29 protein-coding genes and 1 pseudogene are annotated in these 24,513 nt (G+C 55.7%); 19 read left to right on the top strand and 11 right to left on the bottom strand.

Annotated elements, in window-relative coordinates:
- Position 1 precedes the first annotated feature (1 nt).
- From RT613_RS14595 to RT613_RS14580, 4 genes are all read left to right on the top strand, one after another.
- The gene (locus RT613_RS14595) at positions 2-1,042 is read left to right on the top strand and encodes a major capsid protein (RefSeq protein ID WP_313616418.1); all 1,041 of its coding nucleotides are present in this window, start codon (positions 2-4) and stop codon (positions 1,040-1,042) included.
- Between the two features lie 82 nt (positions 1,043-1,124).
- Positions 1,125-1,535: a Bbp16 family capsid cement protein gene (locus RT613_RS14590; protein WP_313616417.1), complete on the top strand. Its 411-nt coding sequence runs from the start codon at positions 1,125-1,127 to the stop codon at positions 1,533-1,535.
- On the top strand, positions 1,528-1,812 hold the full coding sequence (locus RT613_RS14585; protein ID WP_313616415.1) for a hypothetical protein: 285 nt from the start codon (positions 1,528-1,530) through the stop codon (positions 1,810-1,812). The genes RT613_RS14590 and RT613_RS14585 overlap by 8 nt, the downstream gene beginning before the upstream one ends.
- Positions 1,813-2,142: 330 nt before the next feature.
- A complete protein-coding gene (locus RT613_RS14580; protein ID WP_313616413.1) occupies positions 2,143-3,339 on the top strand; it encodes a hypothetical protein in 1,197 nt (398 codons plus the stop codon).
- Between the two features lie 65 nt (positions 3,340-3,404).
- Here RT613_RS14580 and RT613_RS14575 read toward each other — a convergent pair.
- The 4 genes and pseudogenes from RT613_RS14575 to RT613_RS14560 form a co-directional block, all read right to left on the bottom strand.
- Positions 3,405-4,154 (bottom strand): annotated as a pseudogene (locus tag RT613_RS14575) (SDR family oxidoreductase).
- Positions 4,155-4,371: 217 nt separating this feature from the next.
- Positions 4,372-4,911, bottom strand: a complete 540-nt coding sequence (locus RT613_RS14570) for a hypothetical protein (protein WP_313616411.1) — start codon at positions 4,909-4,911, stop codon at positions 4,372-4,374.
- 163 nt (positions 4,912-5,074) lie between these two features.
- A complete protein-coding gene (gene nhaA / locus RT613_RS14565; protein ID WP_313616410.1) occupies positions 5,075-6,274 on the bottom strand; it encodes a Na+/H+ antiporter NhaA in 1,200 nt (399 codons plus the stop codon).
- Positions 6,275-6,539: 265 nt separating this feature from the next.
- On the bottom strand, positions 6,540-7,478 hold the full coding sequence (locus RT613_RS14560; RefSeq protein WP_313616408.1) for a bile acid:sodium symporter family protein: 939 nt from the start codon (positions 7,476-7,478) through the stop codon (positions 6,540-6,542).
- 240 nt (positions 7,479-7,718) lie between these two features.
- On the opposite strand from RT613_RS14560, the gene RT613_RS14555 reads away from it, so the two are divergent.
- Positions 7,719-8,405 carry an HD domain-containing protein gene (locus RT613_RS14555; protein WP_313616406.1) on the top strand — a complete coding sequence of 229 codons (687 nt, stop codon included), beginning with the start codon at positions 7,719-7,721 and terminating at the stop codon, positions 8,403-8,405.
- Between the two features lie 64 nt (positions 8,406-8,469).
- On the opposite strand, the gene RT613_RS14550 is transcribed toward RT613_RS14555, so the two are convergent.
- Genes RT613_RS14550 through RT613_RS14540 form a run of 3 tightly spaced genes read right to left on the bottom strand, consistent with a single transcriptional unit; the run spans position 8,470 to position 10,153 of the window.
- A complete protein-coding gene (locus RT613_RS14550; protein WP_313616404.1) occupies positions 8,470-8,808 on the bottom strand; it encodes a DUF6616 family protein in 339 nt (112 codons plus the stop codon).
- 23 nt (positions 8,809-8,831) lie between these two features.
- Complete coding sequence (locus RT613_RS14545; protein ID WP_313616402.1) at positions 8,832-9,641, bottom strand: DNA alkylation repair protein; 810 nt, start codon at positions 9,639-9,641, stop codon at positions 8,832-8,834.
- Complete coding sequence (locus RT613_RS14540; protein ID WP_313616400.1) at positions 9,638-10,153, bottom strand: MarR family transcriptional regulator; 516 nt, start codon at positions 10,151-10,153, stop codon at positions 9,638-9,640. Before RT613_RS14540 ends, RT613_RS14545 begins: the two co-directional genes overlap by 4 nt.
- A gap of 161 nt (positions 10,154-10,314) precedes the next feature.
- Between RT613_RS14540 and RT613_RS14535 the strand changes: the two genes are divergently transcribed.
- The 6 genes from RT613_RS14535 (at position 10,315) to RT613_RS14510 (ending at position 13,716) form a co-directional block, all read left to right on the top strand.
- Positions 10,315-11,019 carry an SDR family oxidoreductase gene (locus RT613_RS14535; protein ID WP_313616398.1) on the top strand — a complete coding sequence of 235 codons (705 nt, stop codon included), beginning with the start codon at positions 10,315-10,317 and terminating at the stop codon, positions 11,017-11,019.
- 147 nt (positions 11,020-11,166) lie between these two features.
- On the top strand, positions 11,167-12,216 hold the full coding sequence (locus RT613_RS14530) for a hypothetical protein (RefSeq protein WP_313616396.1): 1,050 nt from the start codon (positions 11,167-11,169) through the stop codon (positions 12,214-12,216).
- A gap of 133 nt (positions 12,217-12,349) precedes the next feature.
- Entirely contained in the window at positions 12,350-12,679 is a 330-nt protein-coding gene (locus RT613_RS14525) for a winged helix-turn-helix domain-containing protein (protein WP_313616394.1), read from the top strand.
- A gap of 11 nt (positions 12,680-12,690) precedes the next feature.
- Positions 12,691-12,954, top strand: coding sequence for a hypothetical protein (locus RT613_RS14520; RefSeq protein WP_192491293.1), 264 nt, complete (start codon positions 12,691-12,693; stop codon positions 12,952-12,954).
- Positions 12,954-13,292 carry a DUF3817 domain-containing protein gene (locus tag RT613_RS14515; protein ID WP_313616392.1) on the top strand — a complete coding sequence of 113 codons (339 nt, stop codon included), beginning with the start codon at positions 12,954-12,956 and terminating at the stop codon, positions 13,290-13,292. Before RT613_RS14520 ends, RT613_RS14515 begins: the two co-directional genes overlap by 1 nt.
- A 4-nt stretch (positions 13,293-13,296) precedes the next feature.
- Positions 13,297-13,716: a CopD family protein gene (locus tag RT613_RS14510; protein WP_313616391.1), complete on the top strand. Its 420-nt coding sequence runs from the start codon at positions 13,297-13,299 to the stop codon at positions 13,714-13,716.
- Between the two features lie 13 nt (positions 13,717-13,729).
- Here the strand turns inward: RT613_RS14510 and RT613_RS14505 are convergent, their stop codons facing one another.
- Positions 13,730-14,059, bottom strand: a complete 330-nt coding sequence (locus tag RT613_RS14505; protein WP_313616389.1) for a hypothetical protein — start codon at positions 14,057-14,059, stop codon at positions 13,730-13,732.
- 366 nt (positions 14,060-14,425) lie between these two features.
- On the opposite strand from RT613_RS14505, the gene RT613_RS14500 reads away from it, so the two are divergent.
- The 7 genes from RT613_RS14500 (at position 14,426) to RT613_RS14470 (ending at position 22,035) form a co-directional block, all read left to right on the top strand.
- Complete coding sequence (locus RT613_RS14500; RefSeq protein WP_313616387.1) at positions 14,426-15,751, top strand: hypothetical protein; 1,326 nt, start codon at positions 14,426-14,428, stop codon at positions 15,749-15,751.
- A gap of 260 nt (positions 15,752-16,011) precedes the next feature.
- Positions 16,012-16,173 carry a hypothetical protein gene (locus RT613_RS14495; protein WP_313616386.1) on the top strand — a complete coding sequence of 54 codons (162 nt, stop codon included), beginning with the start codon at positions 16,012-16,014 and terminating at the stop codon, positions 16,171-16,173.
- A 184-nt stretch (positions 16,174-16,357) separates the two neighbouring features.
- Positions 16,358-16,987 carry a hypothetical protein gene (locus tag RT613_RS14490; protein ID WP_313616385.1) on the top strand — a complete coding sequence of 210 codons (630 nt, stop codon included), beginning with the start codon at positions 16,358-16,360 and terminating at the stop codon, positions 16,985-16,987.
- Complete coding sequence (locus tag RT613_RS14485) at positions 16,980-19,079, top strand: hypothetical protein (protein ID WP_313616384.1); 2,100 nt, start codon at positions 16,980-16,982, stop codon at positions 19,077-19,079. The genes RT613_RS14490 and RT613_RS14485 overlap by 8 nt, the downstream gene beginning before the upstream one ends.
- Positions 19,069-19,536, top strand: a complete 468-nt coding sequence (locus RT613_RS14480) for a hypothetical protein (RefSeq protein ID WP_313616382.1) — start codon at positions 19,069-19,071, stop codon at positions 19,534-19,536. Before RT613_RS14485 ends, RT613_RS14480 begins: the two co-directional genes overlap by 11 nt.
- The gene (locus RT613_RS14475; RefSeq protein ID WP_313616381.1) at positions 19,529-20,041 is read left to right on the top strand and encodes a hypothetical protein; all 513 of its coding nucleotides are present in this window, start codon (positions 19,529-19,531) and stop codon (positions 20,039-20,041) included. Before RT613_RS14480 ends, RT613_RS14475 begins: the two co-directional genes overlap by 8 nt.
- An 8-nt stretch (positions 20,042-20,049) precedes the next feature.
- Positions 20,050-22,035: a hypothetical protein gene (locus RT613_RS14470; protein WP_313616379.1), complete on the top strand. Its 1,986-nt coding sequence runs from the start codon at positions 20,050-20,052 to the stop codon at positions 22,033-22,035.
- A gap of 109 nt (positions 22,036-22,144) precedes the next feature.
- Here RT613_RS14470 and RT613_RS14465 read toward each other — a convergent pair whose 3' ends face one another.
- From RT613_RS14465 to RT613_RS14455, 3 genes are read right to left on the bottom strand one after another with little or no spacing between them, the layout of a single operon-like run.
- A complete protein-coding gene (locus RT613_RS14465) occupies positions 22,145-22,477 on the bottom strand; it encodes a hypothetical protein (RefSeq protein WP_313616377.1) in 333 nt (110 codons plus the stop codon).
- A gap of 48 nt (positions 22,478-22,525) precedes the next feature.
- The gene (locus RT613_RS14460; protein WP_313616375.1) at positions 22,526-22,870 is read right to left on the bottom strand and encodes a hypothetical protein; all 345 of its coding nucleotides are present in this window, start codon (positions 22,868-22,870) and stop codon (positions 22,526-22,528) included.
- Between the two features lie 18 nt (positions 22,871-22,888).
- Positions 22,889-23,245 carry a hypothetical protein gene (locus RT613_RS14455; protein WP_313616373.1) on the bottom strand — a complete coding sequence of 119 codons (357 nt, stop codon included), beginning with the start codon at positions 23,243-23,245 and terminating at the stop codon, positions 22,889-22,891.
- Positions 23,246-23,308: 63 nt separating this feature from the next.
- Between RT613_RS14455 and RT613_RS14450 the strand changes: the two genes are divergently transcribed.
- Positions 23,309-24,513 (top strand): hypothetical protein (locus tag RT613_RS14450; RefSeq protein ID WP_313616371.1); only part of this gene is annotated, 1,205 nt, incomplete at its 3' end.

Genomic DNA, 24,513 nt, shown 5'->3' with positions numbered 1-24,513 from the left:
CATGGCTATCATTGGTAGCACCGTACCTACCCTCATTGACGCCCACAAAGCCTCTGGCGAGGGCATCGTTCTTGAACTGCTGGCACAGAACAATCCCATTCTGAAAGATGCGATTGCCACGCAGTGCAACCTCAAGGGCATTCACCGTCACTCCATTCGCACCGGTCTGCCGTCCGCTGGCTGGGGCCGACTGTACAAGGGTGTGCAGAAATCCAAGAGCACGCTGCAGCAGGTGGATGACACCACCGGTTTTCTGGAAGCGCGCTCTGAAATCGACACCCGCCTGTTGAAGCTGGCGCCGGACCCGGCCAAGCAGCGACTGGTGGACAGCGCCCCCTTCCTGGAAGCGATGAACCAGGAAATGGCAACCGGCCTTTTCTACCACGACACGGACAAGACGCCGGAAAAGTTCAAGGGTTTTGCACCGCGTTTCAGCGCCTATAACAGCAACATTCCCGACCCGACGCGGCCGAACGCCGCCAACCAGGTGATCAATGCCGGCGGCACCGGTGGTGACAACACCTCAATCTGGTTCGTGACATGGGCAGACCATGCCGCATCCCTCATCTACCCCGAAGGCACAAAGGCCGGCGTGGAAGTGATGGACAAGGGCGAAGAGCCGGTAAAGGACGATGACGGCAACACCTATTACGCCAAGGTCACCGCCTTTGAATGGCACATGGGCGCCTTCGTGAAGGATTATCGTTACATGGCGCGTATCGCCAATATCGATGTGTCCGAGATGATGGCCGGCAATGTCGACCTGTGGAAGCTGCTGCGACAGGCCTATTACCGCCTGTACATGACCTACGGCATCAACGCCAAGGGCGGCCGCACCGTGTGTTACATGAACCGCCAGGTGATGGAAATTCTCGACGAACAGTCCACCGACCGTGGCCTGACGACGGGACGCGCCAACACCGTGCCGCTGAAATCCGCGACGCTGGAAGGCGAAGAAGTGACCACCTACCGCAACATTCCGATCCGGATCGCGGACTCGCTGCTCAGCACCGAAGCGCCTGTTCCGGCAGTAGCGCTGTAAACGCAGTCAAACGGCCTGCCGCCAGTGGCGGCGGGCACCTTCTCCCTTCTTTTTGCTTTGACACCTATCACGGGGAAAACGCATGATTTTCGATACTCAGAGCCTGCTTTCCAATGCGCAGGCGATTACTGCCACGGCAGCCTCCACCAACATTCTCGACCTTTCACCCATTGCTGGCGGCGTTGTGCGCGATGTTGGCCAGGGCAAGCCTGTGCCACTGCGCCTGCAGGTGGTGGAAGATTTCAACAACCTGACCACGCTGACAATTGCGCTGCAGACCGATGATGCGCCGGCCTTTGCCTCGCCCAAGGTCGTGTGGTCGCAGGCCGTGCCGGTGGCAGAGCTGAAGGCGGGCAAGGTCGTTCTGCCGGAATACCTGCCGCGCGGCACGGCGGAACGGTATGTGCGCCTGAACTACACGGTGACAGGCACGGCACCGACCACCGGCCGCATTACCGCCGGTGTGACCATGGGCAACCCTTCGAATGGTTGAAGTGGTTGCCAATACGCGTGGTTACATTGACGGGGAAATCCGCGAAACTGGCGAGGTTTTTACGATTTCCGACGCGCTTTGGCAGGATGAAAAGCGACGTCCGAAATGGTTGGATGCCGTCGATGCGCGGCCGGTAACAGCGCCTCACGCCACAAAGGCAAAAACCAAACCGAAGCCGGCAGCCGCAAAGGCCGAACAGCCCCAGGGCAATGGTGTTGCCGAAGAGTTGGGCGGCCCGCCACCGGACTGGCTGCCACTGGATGGCATCAACACGTAAGGCGTCGGCCTTCCCTACCCGGCATTTTCTAAGCGGGCGGCTTGTTTGTTCAAGGCCGCCCGTTTCTGTTTAAGCTCGTGTTCTTTGCAGTAAGGGTCACTGTCTTACGCCACCGCCACTGCCATCGTCATTCTCGCCCTTGTGGCGAGAATCCAACCACCTCGCATATCAGGCACTGGCTTGGAGCCTCGCCTCACGGGCGAGGATGACAATCGCGTGCGTAAGCAATGATTTGCCCCCTGCCGCAGAAATTCCCGCCACGGCTTTGCCTGGTCTTGCGATTTTGTACGCAAGGCCGTACCACACAACCGGGAATAGAGGGGTCTGGGCATGGAAGAATTCGCACGCGAGCTGCTTGAGCTCAGCATGTTCATGAGGATCTTGTGGTCGTGGCCCGTGATGGTGTTTTCTGCCTGGGCCATCCTGGCGATGACAAAACCAACATGGAAAATTGGCGGTGGCGCCTATTTCTTCGGCTGCTGTGTGGTCTTTGTCGTGCTTTACGCCTCTACCCTGCTTTACCTCCCGGAACCGCTGGCGATTGAACATGGCTATGCCCATCTTATTGTTGGAACACACATTGCCCTGATGATGGTGGCAGGCGCCGTGGCCGGCCTGTTTGCGGCAGCACGTTCCCGCGATGCCTATGGAGAAAATGACCGTTGGTTGATGGGCCTGGTGCCCGTCACCAATCTGGCGCTTGTGTTCGACAAAAGCCATGAAAAGACCAAGCCGATTGACGACACGATTTTAACAAACATCTTCCTGATGCTGGCCGGTTTGGGCGTGTTGATTTCTGCGACGCAGCTGGAACGAATTGCCGAAAAACGGTTGGAAAACTTCAAGTTCAGCCTGGCGCAGCAGGCGTCGCAGCCGCCCCCTCCGCCGCCAGAACCTCGAACACAGAGCGAAGCGATACAAGCGGCCCTGAAACGGTATGCGGCATCCCGGATCATTCCACAAAACTTCGACAAAAACGTCAGGCTGACCACCGTTGTCGCCGATGGTTATACCCTGATTTATCGCTACCGGATTACCCACGATAATGAGGCCGAGCAGCAGCAATGGCAAGACTTGACGGAATTTACCTGGTGCAACGCAAACGACTATAAAGAGCTGTTTGCATTTGGCGCCACGCTGCAAGGCGAGCTCCTGGACCGCACAGGCAATATTGTGCGCAGTGCCAATGCCGACGCCGTGGGGTGCAGCCTCGACAACCTTAAAATCGACGCCGAAATGACAGAACGTGCCAAGGCAGAAAAGACCTTCGCCACCACCAATGGCGCGCTGGGCGTATCTGGTGCCAGCTATGCGAACCGGGTTTATACCATCACCATATTTTCCCCTGACCCTGTGCCTGCTCTGGCAAAGGACGTGATGCGCAAAAACTGGTGTAACCGCAAAGACTACAAATCGATGCTTCTCAAAGGCGTGACCATTCGTGGCGCATTTGAAACCAAAAGCGGACGTCCCTTGGAAACGCTTGATGTCAATGTCATTGAATGCGGAATTGCCGGCGATATCTAAGCCCAGCAATCAAGCGGCAACACCGCCACGCCAGGTGACGGTGTTTTATCAGGCAAAGCGCGGTCTCACTTGACCGCCGCATTGCCACCATCGGCAAACAGTGCCGAGCCGGCAACAAAGCTGGCCATGGGGCTGGCCAGAAACAGTGCGGCATTGGCAATTTCTTCAGGCTCTGCAATGCGTTTCATGGCGTGCAGACCGGCTGCCCATTGTTTCTGCGCCTCATCGCCGGCCATGGCGGTATCCACCCCGCCGGGCAGCAGCGCATTTGCCCGGATGCCGTTCACCGCGTAGTCGGCGGTGATGCCCTTAACCAGCCCCATCAGCCCGGCCTTGGCGGCGGCATAGACCGACATGCCCGGCAGGCCAACGCTGGTACCGACAAAGCTTGAGGTAAAGATGAGCGAACCGCCGCCACGCTCCAGCATGGCCGGGATCTGCGCACGGCTGCCCAGGAACGCCGAGGTCAGCGTCGTGGTGATGGCGTCCTGCCATTCCGCGACATCAACCTCGACCAGTGGCTTCATAGGCCCAATGGTGGCGGCATTGTTGAAGGCGATATCAACCCCGCCGAACGAGGTGATGGCCTGCGCGACCAGTCTTTCATGGGTTTGCTGTTGGCCGACATCCCCTACCACAACAACCACCTGTCCGCCTTTGGCACGGATTTCATCCGCCACAGCATCCAGCGCTGGTGCATGTCAGGCATTCAATACCAGGGCTGCACCTTGTGCGCTGAACAGCAAGGCGGCAGCGCGACCGATGCCCGAGGATGCGCCGGTGATGATGGCGACCTTGTTTTCTAACAGACCCATGAGAGACCTCCTTGATTGGGAGGTTCGCTTATAGGAGTAGCCAAATGGCTCCAGCCACCCGATCCTTGCGCGCTGATTATTCTGCATAAAGATACCCTGCGCTTCCAAGGAAACGCAGGGTTAAAGTGGTGCGGTTACCGGCGGGACTGTAATGCCAGGAAATAATGGGTGGCGAAGCGAATGCGCCGCATATTCAGGTGCGTTGTGACACAGGTCGTTACACGCCGGCCTCTTCGTGGCGGCGGTCGCGCTTGGCCTGACTGTCACGCACGAATTGCGAAACGCGACCCAGTTCCATGCGATTGACGAGATCCTCGGCACGTTCGTTGGGAATGGCGTTCATGCCTTTGTCGGCGCGGCGCGAGCTGGGCCGATTGATGGGGCTTGCGGCGGCACGGCGCATTTCCAGCGCCTTTTCGGCATTGCGCTTCAACACATCACGCGATGAAAATCGCTTGCGGCGGGAATGTTCCTGATTGGAGCGCTGTACCGCATTGGCAAGAATGGACAGTCTTTCACGAATACCGGTATCAGTGCTGGCAGCCTTGCCATCGGCGCGCGCCGACTTGCCGCGTATTTCACGCCTGGTGCGATTGGCAAGATCGCGTGCCTTGTCGCGGCGTTCCCGCAGGGTCTTGCGCAATTGCTGCAGTTCGCTGTCCGCCAAGGTATTGATGGCGGGATGGCGGGAGGCCTCGACCAGCTCCACCTCGGCATTATCAAGGACACGCAGAGTTGTTCGTCTCGAGTTTGGCATGGGGTTCTCCTTTCATTCAAGTAGACCCAATGCCTGTACCTGCGGCTTCGTTCCTCACGCCGCAATCACGTCGAGCTGACATTTCTGTGAGGTACGCCCGCACGATGTGCCGGGCAATGATCGCCCCATACCAAGGATATGGGGCGGTCGATATCTATCATATTCAGGCTGTTCTGGCGGCCGGAAGCCGGCGACCAGACATCATGAGAATTGTTGCGCCAAGGGTGCCAGAGACCAGCGAGCCCATGAGAATGCCGATCTTCACATGGTCCTGCAAAGCCGGATCATCAAAAGCCAGAAGGCCGATGAACAGCGACATGGTAAAACCAATGCCGCAGAGGAACGCCGTGCCCGTTACCTGGCCCCAGCTGGCCTGCGCCGGAAGCTGTGCCCAGCGCAGTTTGACCATGAGCGCAACGACACCGAGAACACCGACCAGCTTGCCCAACACAAGACCTGCAGCCACACCCATGGTGACCGGTTCGGAAAACACACCGAGGCTGAGACCGGACAGCGATACGCCGGCATTTGCAAAACCGAACACCGGCACCACAAAAAATGCCACCGGCTTGTGCAGCCCGTGTTCAAGGCGGTGCAAGGGAGATTCGTCCGGTGTGGCCTCCGGCGTACCGGGGGTGAGCTTCAGCGGAGTGGTCAGCGCCAGCATGACACCGGCCAGCGTGGCGTGAACGCCCGAGATAAACACCAGCAACCACAGCACGGCACCCAAAGCCAGATAAGGCCAGAGCAATTTTACCTTCATTCTGTTGAACAGGAAGAGATTGCCAAGCACGAAAAAGGCGCCAGCCAGTGCCAGCAGGTTGAGGTTCGCAGTGTAGAACAGCGCAATGATAATGACCGCGCCAAGGTCATCAATGATGGCCAGTGCCGCCAGAAAGATCTTGAGCGATGTGGGGACACGTGACCCCAGCAATGACAGAACGCCCAGGGCAAAGGCAATGTCCGTTGCAGCTGGAATGGCCCAGCCCTGCATTGCGTCCGGGTTGTTCTTGTTAAACAGCAGATAAAACAATGCCGGAAACACCATGCCGCCAGCGGCGGCCGCGCCCGGCAAGATCCGCCGGTGCCAGCTGTTCAGCTGACCATCCATCATCTCACGTTTGATCTCCAGACCCACCATGAGGAAAAACACTGCCATCAAGGCATCATTGATCCAGTGCAAGACACTGAGCGGCCCCAGATAGACATGCAGCACGCTGAAATAAGCCTCTGCCAGCGGAGAGTTGGCAATGATGATGGCCAACAGGGCAACCACCATCAGCACGATGCCGCCGGAGGAACCGCTGTCGAGAAATTTACGTAGGGTAGAGTTGATGCGACCTTTTTTTAATGTCGAAGACACAGGTTCACGCTCCCTTGGTTGGAAGTTGATCTTAGTCTCCGTCGATTTCGGGGAATCCCGCAGCGCACGCAGCACGCACTGTTGGAGAGTGTATAGCCAAGCAATTATCTGCTTTCCAGAAAAACCGGACAGGCTGCGATCACGATCAAATAACAGTCTTGTGATCTGTCAATTGCAGGTGACAGATACGAAAAAGGCGCGCCGGTTTGCCAGCGCGCCTTGTTGCATCACATGCGGCGGATGAGTGTCACCCGCACGGCCGTGTTTATTTGCTTTCGTTTTCCGTGCGACCAGAGAACCAGTTTGCCAGCAGCGCGCCTGAAATATTGTGCCAGACACTGAAGATGGCGCTTGGCACGGCAGCAAGCGGCGAGAAATAGGCCGTTGCAAGAGCTGCACCCAGACCGGAGTTCTGCATGCCGACCTCAACGGCAATGGCCTTGCGTTTGGCTAGCGACAGGCCCATTGCCTTGGCACCAAAGAAGCCCAGCAGATAACCCAGACCGTTGTGCAGTACGACAACGGCAAAAATCATCAGGCCGGACTGAACGATGGACGCCTTGGAGGCACCGACAACAGCCGAAACGATAAGCACGATACCGATGACGCTGACCAGTGGCAGTGCCGGAACGGCAGCCTTGACCACGCCCGGCAGCACCTTTTGCAAAACAGCACCCAGAGCCAGCGGCACGAGCACCACCTTGACGATGCTCATGAACATGGCCCAGCCATCCACCGGCAGATACTGGCTGGCAAAGAACCAGACCAGGAATGGCGTGATGAGTGGTGCGGCAAGCGTGGTGACAGAGGTGCAGGCAACGGACAGTGCCACGTCGCCCTTGGACAGATAGGTCATGACGTTGGACGAGGTGCCGCCAGGGCAGCAGCCAACCAGGATCACGCCAGCGGCCACTTCCGGCGGCATGGGAATTAGTTTTGTCAGCACGACAGCAAGCAGTGGCATGATGAGGAACTGGCCGACAACGCCAATACCCACGTCAACAGGACGTTTGACCACCTCACGGAAATCATCAAGCGACAGGGTGAGACCCATGCCAAACATGATGATCGACAAAAGCGTCACGATCCATGGACCGATCTGCTTGAATGTGTCGGGGAAGAAAAAGCCAAGAACGGCAAATAACAGCACCCACGCGGCGAATGTCTTTCCGACAAAGGCCGATACAGCAGCCAAAGTTTTCATGTTGAACCTCCAGTCATACAATTGGCCTGACGTGTATTTGCGGGTTTTTACCTGTCAAGGCCAGCGAGCCGTGCATATGACCTGATACTCAGATAACCGCTCATTACCCCCTGCCATATGGACCTTGAAACCGGAAAACGGCTGTATTGGCGGTCCTGTGTGGACAGGCAAGGGCAAGCACACTATCCAGACGCGACATGATGCTGGCCAGCGGCTTGCAGGCCAAAATGAAGGTGATTCATGACTTTTGACCCCAAAATGAAGCCACTGTCCCTTGATGATATTGACCTTGCGACGTTGCTTTCCAACGGTCGGCTTGCCCAGCAACTCCGCTTCATTCTGGAAGTGGAAAAGTTGAAGACGGTGCTGCGCAGAACGCCGTTGCTGGATGGTTCCAGACGTGAAAACGACGCCGAGCATACCTGGCAACTGGCAATGATGGCGGTGGTGCTGGCCGAATATTCCGACGAGGAAATCGACCTGACGCGCGTTTTGAAAATGATCCTGATCCACGACATCGTCGAGATCGATGCCGGCGACACCTTCATTTACGATTCGGTGGCGATGCAGGATCAGGAAGAGCGTGAAAAGCTGGCGGCCGACCGGCTGTTTGGCCTGCTGCCGGATGACCAGCGCACGGAACTGCGCGGGCTTTGGGACGAGTTTGAAGCGCGGATTACAGCCGATGCGCGTTTTGCCCGGGCGATGGACCGCTTGCAGCCACTGTTGCACAATGTCTTTACCAGCGGTGGCACCTGGCATTCACCCGGCGTGCACAAGGATCTGGTGCTGGAGCGCAAGGCCGTGATTGGCAAGGGTTCCAGCCGCCTTTGGCAGGCGGCACGGACGCTGATCGATGAAGGCGTAAAACGGCAGTTTCTGACAGAAAAGCTTGCGGACAACCCGCTTTCCACTGCCGATAAATAACGTGACGAAAACATCAGACAGATAGGCCAGAAGCAGCCGAAATGGCTGCTTCTTTTGGGGTGACTTATGCAGCGATGAGTTGCGAGAGATGGGTTGGGAAATCACCTTCTGCCGCCGTGGCATTGATGGTGTCAAAATAATCATGCCAGCCGGATGCGGCGATGCCCGAGATCAATGCCTCGATGGCCTGCGCATCTGGCGCGCGCCACAGCGCAAGAAATGTGTGCTGCGTGCCATGCAGCGTGGTGGCATCCGTCTGACCAAGGGTGATGGCCTCCACACCCAAGGCAGTAAGTGCCTGCATGCCAGCGCCAATGGCTTCAAAAAACTGCAGGCGGTCAGCCTCGTTGAGAGCCAGCCATGCGGGTTTCGGCGAATAGAGTTCGGCGAGATAATGCGTCATATCAATGTCCATTGTTGTGAGTGTCAGATTTTGCGGTTTAGCGACCGTTGGGCGCGTTTGCAGATGCGCAGCGTGGCTGGCACCGGTGACGCCTGCTGCCAGCCGGAGCAGAGATCACGCACCCAATCCGGCTGGTCCTTGGCGGCATCATTCAGCCAATTGCCGACCGAATCCTGCACGTAAAGCGCCGGATCTGCCCGCAAGGGCTCAAGAATGGGCAACGCCAGCGACGGCGCTGTACGCAGCGCGCCAAGATGGGCACACCACACGCCACGCGGCCGGGTGGTTTCGCTGGCAAAACGGCGCAGCCGTTCAGAGGGTTCTGACGTCCAGCTGGATAGAAGCGCAATGGCAGTGTCGAGATCGGCCGCGACATGGGGGCGAAGCGCCATCCAAGCCCATTCACGCACACCGAAATGAGAGTCATCCGCCAAGGGGCGGATCATGTCCAGCCGTTCAGTCAGAGAATGGCCCTCAACCGCACCGACCATAAAACAGGCCCAGCCCCGCAACGTATCGGAAGGGTGCTGGCTCAGTTCGACCAGCTTTTGTGGGCCGTAACGCGCAAGGATCAGCCGTGCGGCAAGCGGCATGCGTTTGGAAATGCCGTCAGGCGCAGCATGGTCCATCTGGGCAAGCGCGCCCTGCCCCATGTCAGGCAAAGCGGCCTGCATCAGCACCGCGAAATCAACGGCCAGACATTCAGTCAGCGTTGTTGCTTCGACCGTGCCGGAATCGAGCTGTGCCAGACGTGCCGGGGAGATATCGGCAACACGCCTTGCCGTTACGACCTTACCTGTCATGGTCTGGCCTGTCATGGTCTGGCCTTTCATGACTGGTCACTGCCCTGCTCCGGGGCGATATCAAGCCCCTGCCAGACACGCTGTAATAAGCTGCTGAGAAGCTCGCGCTCCTGCCCATTCAGGCTGGAAAACAGGGAGGCTATCCACTGACTGTGTTGATCGAACAGCTGATCGGCCAGCGTCTGGCCTTTCTCTGTCAGCCGAACCGAGACCTTACGGCGATCATTGATGTCACTGTGGCGGGCAAGAAAACCATCCCGCTCCAACCCGTCCAGCAGGCCGGTGATGGTGGCGCGGGTGACGCCGGCGCGCGTCGCAAGTTCATGGGCTGCGAGGCCTTGGACAAGGTCACGCAGCAGGAACAGCACGACAAATTTGCCTTCCGACAGATTGTGCTCCGCAAGGCGCAGGGCGCAGGAACGGTCAATGGCTGAGGCCAGTGACAGAACCTCAAAACACAGCCGCATAGTGCCAAGATCAGACTGGCCACGACGTTTCGCCTCGTCCAGCAGGCTCAGGTGTTTTTGTTCAAGAATATCCATATGGCGGCATATAGTATGGCGCCTAATAATGAGTCAACACGCAGTGTCTGCAAAATTTCTATCGTCAGAATTCAAAAGAACTGACTGGCTTAGGGCGAGCTGGCAATGATACGTCTTTGCATCACGTGACATTGAAGCGCCTATTCTGGAAGGAAATGACCATGGCAGTAGAAAAAACGGCAATTATTACCGCAGGCGGCAGCGGCATGGGTGCAGCTGCGGCAAGACGCCTGGCGGCCGATGGTTTCAAGGTTGCCATTCTTTCCTCCTCCGGCAAGGGCGAGGCACTGGCCGCGGAACTGGGCGGCATTGGTGTGACTGGATCCAACCAGTCCAATGACGACCTGAAAAGACTGGTCGACGCGACCATGAAGAAATGGGGCCGTGTTGACGTGCTGGTCAACAGTGCCGGTCACGGGCCGCGTGCACCGATTACCGAGATTACCGACGAGCAGTGGCACACCGGTCTTGATGTGTACTTGATGAATGTGATCCGCCCGGTGCGGCTTGTGACGCCGATCATGCAGGGGCAGAAATCCGGCGCGATCGTCAATATTTCAACCGCGTGGGCCTTTGAACCGGCAGCGATGTTCCCGACCTCAGCGGTGTTTCGTGCCGGCCTTGCCTCCTATACCAAGATCTACGCCGACGCCTACGCGGGCGACAATATCCGCATCAACAATGTGCTGCCGGGCTGGATAGACAGCCTGCCGGCCACGGAAGAACGCCGTGACATGGTGCCGATGAAACGTTATGGCACCAGCGATGAAATTGCCGCGACCATTTCCTTCCTGGCATCCGAAGGTGCGGGTTACATTACCGGCCAGAACCTGAAGGTGGATGGCGGCCTGACGCGTTCTGTCTGATCCAGTTCGCCACCCCTGACAGTCTGACGCAATGGCGAGGCGGTTGCACGCACAACCGCCTTCCAATGATGCAATCTAACCCATTGCAATGTTTCCGAATTTGTAAGGAGCAGCCGCCATATTGCACGAGAACAGTTTGGGGGCGGAATGTTTAAAGCCGGGAATGCAAACGTTTTTTATCTGATCATGGCAGCATGGGCTGTCCTGAGCCTGCAGTTGGCTTACTTGATTGCTAGCGAAATCTGGGGACCAGAGAGCTTTTCTGCGCTTCCCCTGGTATGGCCGCTGTTGAATTCCGGCCCAATCCTGCCGATTTTGTGGGTCAGGAAAAACAAGACCTCTCCAGTCGATCGCAGGTTTGTATTATGGACTGTGGCTGCAGGCGGGCTTGGAGCCATTGTCGCCTTACGCTACGAATTCATCTACACGTCGCTTGGCCTGTTCTGCTGGGTGATGCTGGCATTGACGAACGCACTGCTGCTGCGTGATTCTTACCACAAATACCTTCCCGAACTTCCAAAGCTTAGTGCGTCGAGACAAACAGAGCCTACCGAGACAATTGTCATCGACCACGCAAAGTATCTACCCATGCTCAATCTTCAGTCTATTCTCGGCTTCCCATGCGTCATGCGACTACGCGCACATTTTCTCGAGGCGTTGCCAGAGGTTTGTCCCCAACTCAAAGAAAATGGCGACATATACAGCGACCAAGACGTGCTGCACGAATTAGCTCAAATGCGAAAATTCATAACAGAAAAGCTGGCATGCCAACTCGCCTATCTATGCGCCATTTCGTTTTTCGACCGCACATGCGGCCCTGAGTATCGCCATACGAAACAGCACCGCGCGCTCACCAACATGATGCTTACGATCGAAAGTACGGAACAAAATATACGCGGTTTCCCGCAGAAAAAGGGCGAGACACTGACCGTCGTCGGAATGAATGATCTTAAAGAAATCTCTTTCACGCTCGATAGAGAGCGCCAGCAGGTCAACGAAGAGAATGGAAAACAGGCAGCTGATAGTGACCTGACCATTGCATGGGTCGCACGCACAGTACTCGTTCATAGAAAATTCCTGCCGGAAAAACTCGACAGTGACACGCAGGCCAAGATGTTTGAAATGATGCGGACCGGTATGCGCGAGGTAGGTCAAACCTTTTCGCTCATGAGTTCCGAATATGCCGTGCGGCGATAAAATCGCCCTTTCCCATCGCCATCTCATTGCAAATCCCGGAACGGATATTCTCTTGCCGCGCCACTACCCGTAAGAAATTATTGACAGGTTGCGTTTCTCACATGTAAGAAATTTCTGACAGGTGGGGTGAATTGTGAATCACTGTAATGGCGACCAGTTACTGATGATGCTTGCAGCGTTGGCCAACCCCCACCGCCTGCGCATTATTGCCGCCCTGCAAAATGAGGGCCGGATCTATGTGAGCCAACTTGCCCGCGACATTGGGCTGAGCCGCCCATTGACCCATCTTCATCTTCGCAAGCTTGAGGAAGCAGGACTTGTCCGTGGCCAGCATGAGATCGCCCCCGATGGCAAAGCACTGAATTATTACGAACCGACTGCATTTTCCGTGACGCTGACCCCGCAAGCCATTGCAGCGGCAGCACTTTCGCTGTGCGATGCAGCCAATAAAACCGAGACGTGAAAGGATCAGCCATGGGCCGTGTCAACTTCGATTTCTTTACCTTGCCGGCGCTGCTGCTGGCGACGATCCTGCTGATCTTCGCGATGAAATATTTCGTTGCGGGCCGGACGGCACGGCTGACACACCTGGATAACGAGGCCTACCGGAAACTTGCCGAACGGGCCGTTGCCGCGCAGGAACAGCAGACGGCAGTGCTGGTGGCGTTACAGGCGAAAACCGCGGCCACCGAAGCACGGCTTGGCGAGGTTGAAAAGCTGCTGAAGGACGTGGGCTGATGTTGGCGCAAGATACATCGGAAGAGCTGGCCGCCCTTCGCCGTTTGCGCGTGGTTTCCCTGCTGGAAGGCACAACGCTGCTGGTGCTTTTGCTGGTGGCGGTGCCGCTGAAACATCTGGCCGGACTGCCGATGGCAACCAAGATCATGGGGCCGATCCATGGTCTGGCTTTCATGACCTATGTCTGGATGCTGCTGAACACTGTGGCGGGCAGCGAGTGGCCCAGCAGGCAGAAACTGCAGATGGTGATTGCCGCCATGATACCCTTTGGCGCTTTCGTGAATGAGCGTATTCTGGCGCGGCGGCAGACCGCGCTTGCTGCCGGCATTCAGGGGTGAACCGATGGATTATCAGCTGCTGAAAGTTCTACATATCATTGCCGTGTTGATATGGACCGGTGGCATGCTGGTGGTGGCAGTGACACTGCGCTCCGCCAACGCAGATAGCGAAAAACAAGATCCGCAATTTTTTGCAGCTGTCCATCGCTACGACCAGCGCGTCACCACGCCGGCAATGTTTGGCGTCTGGGCGCTGGGCCTGACACTGGCCATGATGGGCGGCTGGTTTTCCGAACCGTGGTTTCTCGCGAAATTTGCGCTGGTTTTTCTGCTTTCCGGCATACATGGCACCTTGTCCGGTAATCTGCGCCGGCTGGTTGCCAAGCCGGAGCGCACCCTGCCCGGCGCGTTGCGACACGCGGTCACCGGCGTCATCATTTTTGAGGTTTTGATCGTGCTGCTGGTTGGGTTGAAACCGTTTTAAGCATTCGGTGCGGCTAGGCCGGATCCGTCCACAAATCCTTCGCCGCCTTGAGGGCAGCCACCGTTGCCTGAGCACGCGCCACGGTATCGGGCTGTTCGGTCATGGCCATATGGTCGGTTTCAATCTCGGCGAGATACACAACGACCTCATGATCCGGCACGCCACGTCTCAGCATGCCGGCAGCCGCGATCAGATAGCTGTCATATTCATCCGCAGAGGATTTCGCGCTTTCATCATCCCAGCGTTTGCCGAGACCGAGCAGACCAATCGGATCCCAATTCGACCAGCCGATATCACGCAGGCGCGACAGTCTGATCCTGGGCTGGGGTTTGAGTGGCGGCATGGGCCTGTCCTGCTGATTTGCGGTATTACGCTGCCATGCTACCCGGCTGCGAGCGTGGATACAATCAGATGGGAATGCAATGCGGCCGCGCACTGCGCCACATCAGTAAAAAAAAGCCCCGACCACAAACCATGGCCGGGGCGCGACTGCTAAAATGGGAAACTCTAAAACCCCTCACAATATGGTGGGCGCTTTAGCCGCTGGCACATAACGGCACATCACCCGTTTGGGTGAGACACGTCGATTGCCTTGATACGGCCACGGCGACAGGCGCGATTTGAGGCGGGCGATACCTCGCCTATTTTCAAGGGCTTGCGCTTCTTCGACCCAAGGATTACCACAACTTTGAATTGGGGGACTGGCGGCATGGAAGAACTGGCATATCAAATAATGACGCTGGGTGACACCAAGATCTATCTGCTGGTCTGGGCAATATTCGCTGCCTCGGCTGGGCTTGCGGTCGCGGCGACCAAATTCGAATGGAAGCTGCGCAGAGCCCCCTATTTTCTGTCGCTTGGGTTTACGTATGTTTTGATGGTCGGCAGCGTTTTTATCCTGACTGATTTGCCGACTGCGATACACGGCGGTTACTCCGGGCAAATAATTGGCAGCTATTTCGTGTGTATCGCGCTGTCCGGTGGGTTGTTTGGCATATTTTCAGCGGCACGCGCGAATGATGCCTATGACACGAGGGGTCTGTGGTTTCTTTCTGTTATTCCGATTGCGAACCTCTTTCTTCTGTTCACCAAATCAACGACCCCGAAAAAGACTGGCTCAGGCGGGTTTATTGCGAGCGCAGCCATCGTTTTCCTCGGGCTTATGTTATTTGCCACCGGCAAAACCATGGAAAAGCACCTCGACGAGGTTGCAAGCCAGACCACCGGGACTGGCATGACAGCCAACAAGACTGGCGCAACAGTCAAAAAGACTGCCAAGAAGCAACCCGCAGTCCAAAACATCGACAGTACAAGCGATACTTTCAGCGATGCCGCCAAGGACGCAGCGAGCGACACGGTTGATAAGCCTGTCAGCGACATTGTGGGCAACAGCGGGTGCGCAGGCAGCTTCGACTTCGAACCGATGCTGAAACAGATCGTGCTGCAGACCCCGGTGCCACAGCAAGTCAGTGATCTCATGACGTTAATACACATGGAGGCTGAGGCCGACCGGCTGGTTTCTGTTTATGAGATATCGAGCAGGGACTTCACGCTGAGTGAAAGCGTCATCGATTTTCAGATGTTCAACACCTGTAATCCGGCAAGCCCTACATTGCTTTTTGAATTGGGTCTGACGAGGACAACAGTGTTTGTCGACACGGAAGGCAAGGCTCTGGGAGATGTTTCCGCCAATCCCCAACTGTGCGAGGAATGGAGCGCATCCTTCGATACGAGAATGGAAAAGAGAGCTGCGGATGAGACACGGCAACTGTCCAGCAATCCGCAAACGACAGGCGATGGCGTTACCTTAACCCACGCCACCTATCGCAATAAGACCTATTACAAACATTTCACCGTGCCCGACAATCTGTCTGAAAAAACGAGACGGGACATGGAAAAAAACTGGTGCCAGACACCTTACGTCAAGGCCATGCTGTCGATTGGCTTGACGTTACGGCTGACGTCAACATTGGCAAACCGCAAGCCCGCTGGCGACGTGGTGATCAGCAAGGCAATATGCAATGACATATCGTGACATGTCCTGACGTATGAGTTGATCTCAAAACACCACCGGCCGACAATTCGTTAACAGGCAGTGCGGCACTGGCGCCAAGCTTGTTCTTTAGTATGCACCAATATGACACATATTCTTCGTGCAATTTGCCCCGCAAACCGCTATGAGTCTGTTTAATACAGGAAGGTCAAACAAGACCACCAAAGAAGAATATTGGGGCGAGGAGCGATATAAACGGCACGTTTCTTAAATTTGCCTATTATATCAGAAACGATAAACACATGCGGGTACAAATCTACATTATTGCAACCCTGTCCTGCCTCCTGTTCTGGGGCGGTGTTTACCACGTGTCACGTGACATGTATCGCGCAGCGCACACGGCTGGCGTGATACCGAACCTGCACATCAAGTACAAAATCGGGCAGATCGGCAATTACGTGTAACAGCGACAGCGCTGTTTTGACCGTGACCCTGCACATGCCAGGATAAAATTTGCTGCGACGATTTTACTGAACAGCGGCGCCCTGCCCGGCTGATACTTTGCCGTGCCAGTTCTGCCAGCTTCCCGCTATTTTACCCTGACAACCATTGCACTTGTAAGCATGGGCCAACAAATGAGGTTGGTTCATGGCTTCGGTGGTTTCTATCTGCAATCTTGCCCTTTCCAATGTGGGCAAGGACAACATCAACGATCTGACGGAAAAAAGCGCGGAGGCCCGCGCCTGCAACCAGTTTTATGCGCAGACGCGCGATACGCTGTTGCAATCCTACCCATGGAAAGCGGCCAGAAAAACGCTTTCGCTGGGCGAAATAACCAATGACAAGCCGGGCGTGTGGAAACATGCCTATATGCAGCCATCTGACTGCCTGCAGGTGCGTGGCATCAGGCCGCTTTATGCGGATGATACCAGCGCAGGGGCATTGGACATTGCGCAGATGGATGACGGTGGTCGTGAGGTGTTGCACCCTTACGAAATCGAAGGGGAAACGCTGTATTGCAACCTTTCGCCCTGCCTTTTGCGCTACACCGCCCGGCTGACGGACCCGACACGATTTTCACCGCTGTTCATTGAGGCACTGTCCTGGCATCTGGCCGTGCGCCTCGCCATGCCGCTGACACGAGACCCGAAGATAAGGGCCGATGCGCTGACCATTGCCAGAACCATGCAGGCAGCGGCCGAACAGGCTGACGTCAATCAGGTGAGGCAGACATCCGACACATCTACCGATTTCCTGACGGTGCGCGGCCATGGCTGATCTTCGCGCTTATCAGCCCTCCTTCACCGGTGGTGAGCTTTCCCCTGCCCTTGGCGCGCGTATTGATCTCGCCAAATATGCAACGGGGCTGCGCACCGCGCTGAACGTGTTTGTGCATCCGCATGGCGGCGTTTCCAACCGGGCCGGACTGGAATTCGTGCACGAGATCAAGGACAGCGCCCAGCCGGCACGGCTGATCAAATTCCAGTTCAACACCGAACAGACCTATGTCCTGGAATTTGGCCAGCACTACGTCAGATTTTTCCGCGAAGGTGGTCTCATTCTGTCCGGTGCCACGCCTTATGAGGTGGTGACGACCTACACATCCGCCGAGGTGAAGGATCTGGTTTTCGTGCAGGAGGCTGATGTTCTCTACCTCTGCCATGTTGACCACCCGGTGCGCAAACTGGGCCGCCTTGCGGACGATAACTGGACGCTGACACCGGTTGAATTCAAGCCGCTGATTAATGCGCCAGCGGGCGCAATTACCGTGACGGCACCGGGCAATACGGCCGGCAAGACAGGCTATGTGGCGACCACCTATCGTTACGTGGTATCTGCCGTTGCAGACAGTGGCGAGGAAAGCCTGCCTTCTGCCTCCGGGTCCGTCGTCAACGACCTGTCACTGCAAGGTGGCATCAACCGCGTGGTGTGGACTTCTGTGCCCAATGCGGTGCGTTACATCCTCTACCGCAACGACAATGGTGTTTATGGTTATATTGGTGGCACGACGGGTGTTTCCTTCGACGATGAAAACATCACGCCAGACCTTTCCGACACACCACAGTCCGGCCGAAACCCGTTTAATGAGGTTGGCAGCTATCCGCGCTGCGTGACCTTTATCGAACAGCGGCTGGCCTTTGCCTCGACAAAAAATGATCCGCAGGCGGTATGGCTCAGCCAGTCCGCCAATTATGAGAATTTCGGTGTGTCTTCTCCGGCCAAGGCCAGCGATGCGGTGACGTTTCGTATTCGCGCACGGCAGGTCAACGAAATACGCTCGATGATTTCAGTGCGTGGCCTGTTGCTGTTGACCTCCGGTTCCGAGTGGATTGTGACGGGTGGCTCCGCAGCCGATGCGATTTCGCCATCCGCCTTGAAACTCGATAACCAGGGGTATCGTGGTGCGGCCCGGGTGCAGCCAATCGTCGTTGGCAACACGGTGCTGTTTGCGCAGCGACTGGGCGGGGTCATCAGAGACTTTTCCTATGATTATGCGCAGGACAGCTATGTGGGCAAAGACCTGACCATTCTGGCCCGTCACCTGTTCAAGGACCGGGAAATTGCCGCCTGGGATTACGCCCAGGCACCGGATTCCATCGTGTGGGTGGTGCTGGATGACGGGGCGCTTGTATCCCTGACCTATATGAAAGAACAGGACGTTTGGGCCTGGACACGCCATGAAAGCGGCAGTGGCAACGACGCCTTTTTTGAAGATGTGACGGTGATTGAGGAAAACGGCGAAGACGTTCCCTATTTCATCGTTCGTCGCACCATCAACGGCCAGACCAAACGTTATATCGAACGGCTGCACACCCGCTCGTTCACAGGCGTGGAGGACGCGTTTTTCGTTGATTGCGGCCTGACCTATAGCGGTGCGCCAACCCAGACGATAAGCGGGCTATCCCATCTTGAAGGTCAGCAGGTGGTAGCGCTTGCCGATGGCAATGTGGTGCGCAACCTGACCGTGACGGGTGGAACGGTGAGATTACAGAATGCCGCTGCCAAGGTGCATATTGGCCTGGCGATGACGGCAGCGATTGAAACGCTGGATCTGGACCTTGGACAGGTTCAGGGGCTTGGCACTGTGCAAGGTCGCGCCAAGACCATCAGCGAGGTGACACTGCGGCTGGAAGGTACCCGCGGCATATTCACCGGGCCGGAAGATGGCGACCGCAACAGTGACAGGCTGGTGGAATATAAACAACGCCGTGACGAGGCCTGGAACGAGGCCATTCAGCTTTACACCGGCGATGTGCGCATTACCCCCTATTGGGACTGGAACAACAGCGGCAGCCTGTGGGTGAAGCAATTTGACCCGTTGCCCATGACCATTCTTGCCTTGATGCCGGACGTGACCCTTGGCCGCTAGCATAGAGATCGTGAAAGCAACGCCCTGCCATGTTGCCAGCATTGCGGCGCGCATGCGCCAGGCGGACCGGGATGAGGTTTTTGCCGCATCCGGCCATACACCCCTTGCCGCCCTTTCCTTCTCCTACCGCAAATCCTCCTGCTGCTGGACAGCACTGTTCGACGGCAAACCGGAGGTGATGGGCGGTGTGGGCAACATCAACATTCTGGCCGGTGTTGGCGCCCCCTGGCTGCTGGGAACCGATGCGGTGGAAGAAAACTTCCGCGCCTTTCTGCGCATTTCCAGCGGTTGGCCAAACCAACTGTTGCAGCGTTATTCCGTGCTGAGAAACTTTGTGGATGCCCGCAACACGGTTTCCATTCGCTGGCTGGAATGGCTGGGTTTCCGGCTGCTCGAGCCGGTCGACATTGGCGGGCATCAATTCCGGCTTTTCGAAATGGAGGCAACCGATGTGTGATCTTGGACTGACGTTGATGATTGGGTCCACCCTGATGGGTGCCGCCGGGCAAATCCAGCAATCAAAGGCAACTGCGGCGGCGAGCAATTACAACGCCCAGATTGCGGAAATGAATGCGAAAATTTCCGACAAACAGGCAAAGGACGCGCTGGAGCGCGGCAAGCAGGAAGAGCAGCAGAAACGTATGCAGACTGCGCAGCTTGCAGGCCGCCAGCGCGCCGCAATGGCCGCCAATGGCGTTGACCTAACCTTCGGCTCGCCGCTCGACACGATTATCGATACCGCTAAAATGGGCGAGATCGATGCGCTGAACATTCGCACCAATGCCCACCGCGAGGCCTATGCCTACAACATGCAGGCGACCAACCAGCGTGCCGGCGCAACACTGGACCGCATGCGCGCCAGCGCCGCCAAGACCGAAGGTTTCCTGTCTGCCGGTGGCACCATTCTGGGCGGTGCCGGCAGTGCCTACAACCAGGCCGTAAAAATAGGTCTTATCAAGTGAGGTTTTAAATGCCGACTGTTCCTCTTTACCAGGACACGCAACAGCGCGTTGCGCTTCGCCCCGAATATTCCGAAAACTTCACCACCCGCGCCGATGCCGATGCATTTGGTGCGGGCATTGGCCGTGGCATGCAGGCCCTTGACAAGGGCATGGAAACCGCAGCCACCAAACTCAATGAGGCGGCCACCCTTCGCCTGAAAAAGCTTGATGACGAGACCAGGGCAAAAGAGGCCACGACTGAATTTTCAAACTGGAACCGGAATGCCCTGCACGGCCCCGGCGGTTTTCTATCGCTCACGGGCAAAGCGGCTATCGAGGCGCGTTCCGCTTTTGAAAAAGAGGCCGAGCAGAAACATGGCGAAATCAGCAAAGGGTTGCCGCCGGGCGCACGCGACATTTACGAGCGCTCGTCACAGGAGACACGGCGAGACACTGGAGTGAGCGTTATCAACCATGCCCTTGAGCAGCAGAAAACCGCCGTCATCGACGCGTTCGACGGCAGTATCGAAAGTCATATCAATGATGCGGTTGAAGACAGGCTGGTGCCCGACAAACTCGAAATGAGACTGGGAAAGGTTGCGGATACAGTCGATAGAGCTGGCGCATTGCTGAACTGGGACAAGGAAACCATTGAACGAAAAATAGCGGAGTATCAGTCCGACGCGTTTACCAGGATCGTCACACGTATTGCTGAGACAGATCCGATCGCGGCGGAAAAATACATGCAGGACCACTCAGAACGGCTTTTGGAAAAAGACAAAACTGCCCTGCAGGAGCGGATGAAACCCGCTGTGCTGAACGCAAAAGCAACGCGCAATTCCACCGACATTGCCAGCAGCGCACCGTTGCCGCCAGACAGCCCTGCACTGCTTCGCCCAACCACGACAGTGGATTATCTGCGCTACACATCTGGCCGCCATCTTGCACTCGAAGCGCTTGCCAACTTCAGCAAGAATGCAACGGGCAACGCGGTGCCAACGCCTTGGTCTATCGATATCGTCAAGAATGTTCTTGGTTCGCCTCTGGCAGATGATACGGAGGCTATTTCAGCCAAGGCATTTCTAAATTTTGGCGTGGCAACCAACAGTCCTCGCCCGGGCGATATCGTGGTTGTGTCCGGCGAAAATGGCTCTGCCGAGGTCGGCTTCTTTCAAGACCGTGATGCAAATGGCAATGTTCTGATGATTGCCGGACGACAGGGCCAACCCGGCCAAGTGTCGACAAGGGTGACGGGTTCCCGGACACTGCTCGGATTTCGTACTGCCCGCAATATCGATACGCAGAGGGTAGAGATGGCAAATTATAATATGCCGGGAATTATCTATCTTGACCAAAGACTGGACGCGATTGGTGATGCCGAAGAGCGGGCTGCCACGGTCAAGACAATTGATACAAACTACACCACCGGACAGAAAAACATTGATGATCGACGCGAAGACCTCATGCAATCTGCCATGGCACAGATTTCCGCAAACAACGGGTTTGACCCTTTAAAAATGTCGCCTGAAGATCAATCTGTCATCGGTCCTCTCGGCATAAAATTGCTTCAGGAGCATAGCGACACGGTACAAAAAAACGGGCAACCACGAACAGCCAGTCGCAGATTTTACGAATTGCAGCGTCAATTTGCGAAGGACCCGTTGGAATTTGCGCAGTCTGATCTGTTTAATGATCGTCGAAATCTTTCCAACGAAGACTGGGCAATCGTCACACGCTGGAAAGAACTGGCACGCACCGACCCGCAAAAAGCGCGCGAGCATGGCCGCATTCTGGCCGTTACATTCAAGAGACTTGAAGATGGCGGTTTTGTCAAAGCTCCGGCGCAGATGACGGAGCAAGACTACAAGCGCGTCGCCGATTTGCAGCGGGAGCTTTATGGCCACATTGCGGAACTGGGGACCGTAAACAAGGATAACATCAGCAAAAACAAAGATATCAGGACGTTTATGGATGACCTGTTGCGGCGGATGTATTTGGACAACAGCAGGACGTAGCGCGCCTATTGGCTACAAATACCCGCAAATCCCCCCTACCGGACGACGCAACACATCCCGACATTCACGGCCTTGGACACCACTGTCCGAGGCCGTTTAAAATTAGCGCCTACTGTTTCGACAAGATCGAGATGGCGGCATAGGCATTGAAAAGAATAAAGATTGCCCCGGTGATCAGGCCAGCATCTGCCACACCGCTACGGTAGCGAATGCACCGCGTAATAAAGAATCCAACAAAACCGAAGAGAAAGAAACCAATTGCGGAGCCGACCTGACTTCCCAGATACCTGCCCATGTTGGGATAATTGGCCGGGACATGTCCAACGACAACCATGACAACAAGTTGTGAGACAGCCGCCAACACAGCGAGTTTTAACAGCACTCCTCGTCTTGCCGCTCTCCAGTTTCTTTTTGCTATGATGTCATCAGCCATATCACTCATCGGTGCTTCCCCCATTTTTTGGCATTATTAAACGACGTACCTGTCGTTTCAGCGCAATTTCCATAATTTGCAATTGTCTATGCAATATTCAGGAAACAATATTTTCCTATCCGCAGGACTTAATGACGCTACAACACGCGTGGCTGGCTGCGATTTCCAGAGAAACTTCTCCACTCTCATCACAAGCGTTTCAGCAGGAAGTATTTCCCGGTAGGCATGCTGATCGCGGTAGCTTCCCTTTATCAAAGGTCCCATGACATAAGAAATGCTGTAAATTTTGTCGTCATTTTCTGGTGCCAGAAGTCTGGCCGCTCTGGAAGCAACACCGGATGCCCTACCATGGTAATTCTCACTGATAAAATCGATGAAATCTGGTTTTGAAACTATTTCCAACAGCGTGGTGTTGGCGTCCTACGCGGGATTAAACCGCTTGTAGATGGACCATAGCGGCTGCGCACTGAGAATATAATAAGCACCCAAGAATGCCTTGTTATTCCGGAAATCCAGTTCGTAGACTTCAGACTTACCGTCTGGCCCCTTGATGTCAGTGCACAATTTCGGCCGCGGTGTCTCGCCACATGGATACCAGCCGGCCAAAGACTTGACCTTGTCGTAACTGTCACCCGCCCGCACGCCGTTCCAGAATTCTGGAGGTTTGTACCCTTCTGGCGGCACACCCGGGGCCAACTGCGCAGATGCCGGGGTCGCCAGCGCATAAATCAATAACGCCAACCAGCCCATAAAACTGCGCGCGACTGCGATGCCCATCCCCTTCGTCCCCACAACCATCACACCGGTAATCATGCCTCATTTAAACAGGAGAGGCATGTCGTGGAAAATAAGCCAGACACGGAAAAGCAAGCGCAAAACACGCAAACCGGCATTGGTCCAGTTACAGCTACGCAACCACCAGGCGAAAGTCCAGATGCCGTAGTGGGACAACGCACGGAGCCATTAGAATATATCCGGGTAGAAGACATCCACGGATGGCCGGTCTACTTCCAAAACGGCCATGAGGACGAAAGTCCAGATGTCATAATGAGACAGCACAAGCTCGCACAAGACTATGCGCAAGTGACAGGAAAACAGCAACCGCCGCTCTACCTCCTGATTGGCCATGAGGATGAATTTCAGTCCGAGATCGATGAGATAAGGCTTCGTAACCTATCAAACCATGGTTCGGAAAGTACACAAGACAAAGAAACCACACCGCCTGATGATATCTGGGGAGCGGCATGGAACACGGCTATACGATCTTATGAAGGCACAGCCCAACTATATAATCAACATTTATTTGACACCACGTCGACACGGTATGACGATCGACGAAGAACATTTGATGAAATTATCGAAGACACACGCAAGCGTAGATTTTGGTCGATCAACAGGTACTATAAATATGCTCCACAAAACATCTTGAGTGCAGTTGCCCGTTTGATTGACGCTAGGTACGCTGAAATGATCGGTACCGATGATGACGAAAATAGACGTTATTACGCGGATAAAATCGGGCACAACGTAGCAGCCATCAAAAATGCTCCGAAGTCTGTTTGGGCCACTGAAGCTCAAAACTCCATGTTTGTTGATGGTGCAACATTGGGTGAGACATTCGAGAATATCGGCTCTACCATCATCAACAACCCTGTTGGTTTTCTTGCTTGGTCGACTGAAACGTCAGGCGAGAACGCTCCAAAGGCCGCGGCACTTTGGCTAGCGTTATACTTTAAAGTAAATCCGAGTTTTGTGTTCGCTGCTGACGTGACATCCTCCAGCATAGCGGAAAGATATAAGGCGCCAGCGGATCTTTATACTGAAAAGGGGCTGGATTTAACGAAACCAGAAGACGTTCAACGTCTGTTAGATGATCCGAACATTCAAAACGAAGCGATAAGCAGAGGGCAAACTCGCGCAATTCTTCTGACTTGGTTTCAACTCGGGACTGCAGGCTTTGGCGCAAAATACCCACTAAAAAACGACATTGCCGAAGCATTTTCACAAACAGCGATAGACGCATTTGGCAGCATGCTAGGGGAGTA

The organism is Agrobacterium sp., from assembly GCF_032092815.1.
In the GTDB taxonomy this organism is placed as follows: Bacteria; Pseudomonadota; Alphaproteobacteria; order Rhizobiales; family Rhizobiaceae; genus Agrobacterium.
This window is presented reverse-complemented; position numbering and strand designations above follow the sequence as displayed.

Bases quoted from the DNA above. Each gene is read 5' to 3' on its own strand.
- RT613_RS14595 (WP_313616418.1), top strand. From the start codon at position 2: ATGGCTATCATTGGTAGCACCGTACCTACCCTCATTGACGCCCACAAA.
- RT613_RS14590 (WP_313616417.1), top strand. From the start codon at position 1,125: ATGATTTTCGATACTCAGAGCCTGCTTTCCAATGCGCAGGCGATTACT.
- RT613_RS14585 (WP_313616415.1), top strand. From the start codon at position 1,528: ATGGTTGAAGTGGTTGCCAATACGCGTGGTTACATTGACGGGGAAATC.
- RT613_RS14580 (WP_313616413.1), top strand. From the start codon at position 2,143: ATGGAAGAATTCGCACGCGAGCTGCTTGAGCTCAGCATGTTCATGAGG.
- RT613_RS14570 (WP_313616411.1), bottom strand. From the start codon at position 4,911: ATGCCAAACTCGAGACGAACAACTCTGCGTGTCCTTGATAATGCCGAG.
- RT613_RS14560 (WP_313616408.1), bottom strand. From the start codon at position 7,478: ATGAAAACTTTGGCTGCTGTATCGGCCTTTGTCGGAAAGACATTCGCC.
- RT613_RS14555 (WP_313616406.1), top strand. From the start codon at position 7,719: ATGACTTTTGACCCCAAAATGAAGCCACTGTCCCTTGATGATATTGAC.
- RT613_RS14550 (WP_313616404.1), bottom strand. From the start codon at position 8,808: ATGACGCATTATCTCGCCGAACTCTATTCGCCGAAACCCGCATGGCTG.
- RT613_RS14545 (WP_313616402.1), bottom strand. From the start codon at position 9,641: ATGAAAGGCCAGACCATGACAGGCCAGACCATGACAGGTAAGGTCGTA.
- RT613_RS14540 (WP_313616400.1), bottom strand. From the start codon at position 10,153: ATGGATATTCTTGAACAAAAACACCTGAGCCTGCTGGACGAGGCGAAA.
- RT613_RS14535 (WP_313616398.1), top strand. From the start codon at position 10,315: ATGGCAGTAGAAAAAACGGCAATTATTACCGCAGGCGGCAGCGGCATG.
- RT613_RS14530 (WP_313616396.1), top strand. From the start codon at position 11,167: ATGTTTAAAGCCGGGAATGCAAACGTTTTTTATCTGATCATGGCAGCA.
- RT613_RS14520 (WP_192491293.1), top strand. From the start codon at position 12,691: ATGGGCCGTGTCAACTTCGATTTCTTTACCTTGCCGGCGCTGCTGCTG.
- RT613_RS14515 (WP_313616392.1), top strand. From the start codon at position 12,954: ATGTTGGCGCAAGATACATCGGAAGAGCTGGCCGCCCTTCGCCGTTTG.
- RT613_RS14510 (WP_313616391.1), top strand. From the start codon at position 13,297: ATGGATTATCAGCTGCTGAAAGTTCTACATATCATTGCCGTGTTGATA.
- RT613_RS14505 (WP_313616389.1), bottom strand. From the start codon at position 14,059: ATGCCGCCACTCAAACCCCAGCCCAGGATCAGACTGTCGCGCCTGCGT.
- RT613_RS14500 (WP_313616387.1), top strand. From the start codon at position 14,426: ATGGAAGAACTGGCATATCAAATAATGACGCTGGGTGACACCAAGATC.
- RT613_RS14495 (WP_313616386.1), top strand. From the start codon at position 16,012: ATGCGGGTACAAATCTACATTATTGCAACCCTGTCCTGCCTCCTGTTC.
- RT613_RS14490 (WP_313616385.1), top strand. From the start codon at position 16,358: ATGGCTTCGGTGGTTTCTATCTGCAATCTTGCCCTTTCCAATGTGGGC.
- RT613_RS14485 (WP_313616384.1), top strand. From the start codon at position 16,980: ATGGCTGATCTTCGCGCTTATCAGCCCTCCTTCACCGGTGGTGAGCTT.
- RT613_RS14475 (WP_313616381.1), top strand. From the start codon at position 19,529: ATGTGTGATCTTGGACTGACGTTGATGATTGGGTCCACCCTGATGGGT.
- RT613_RS14470 (WP_313616379.1), top strand. From the start codon at position 20,050: ATGCCGACTGTTCCTCTTTACCAGGACACGCAACAGCGCGTTGCGCTT.
- RT613_RS14465 (WP_313616377.1), bottom strand. From the start codon at position 22,477: ATGAGTGATATGGCTGATGACATCATAGCAAAAAGAAACTGGAGAGCG.
- RT613_RS14455 (WP_313616373.1), bottom strand. From the start codon at position 23,245: ATGGGCATCGCAGTCGCGCGCAGTTTTATGGGCTGGTTGGCGTTATTG.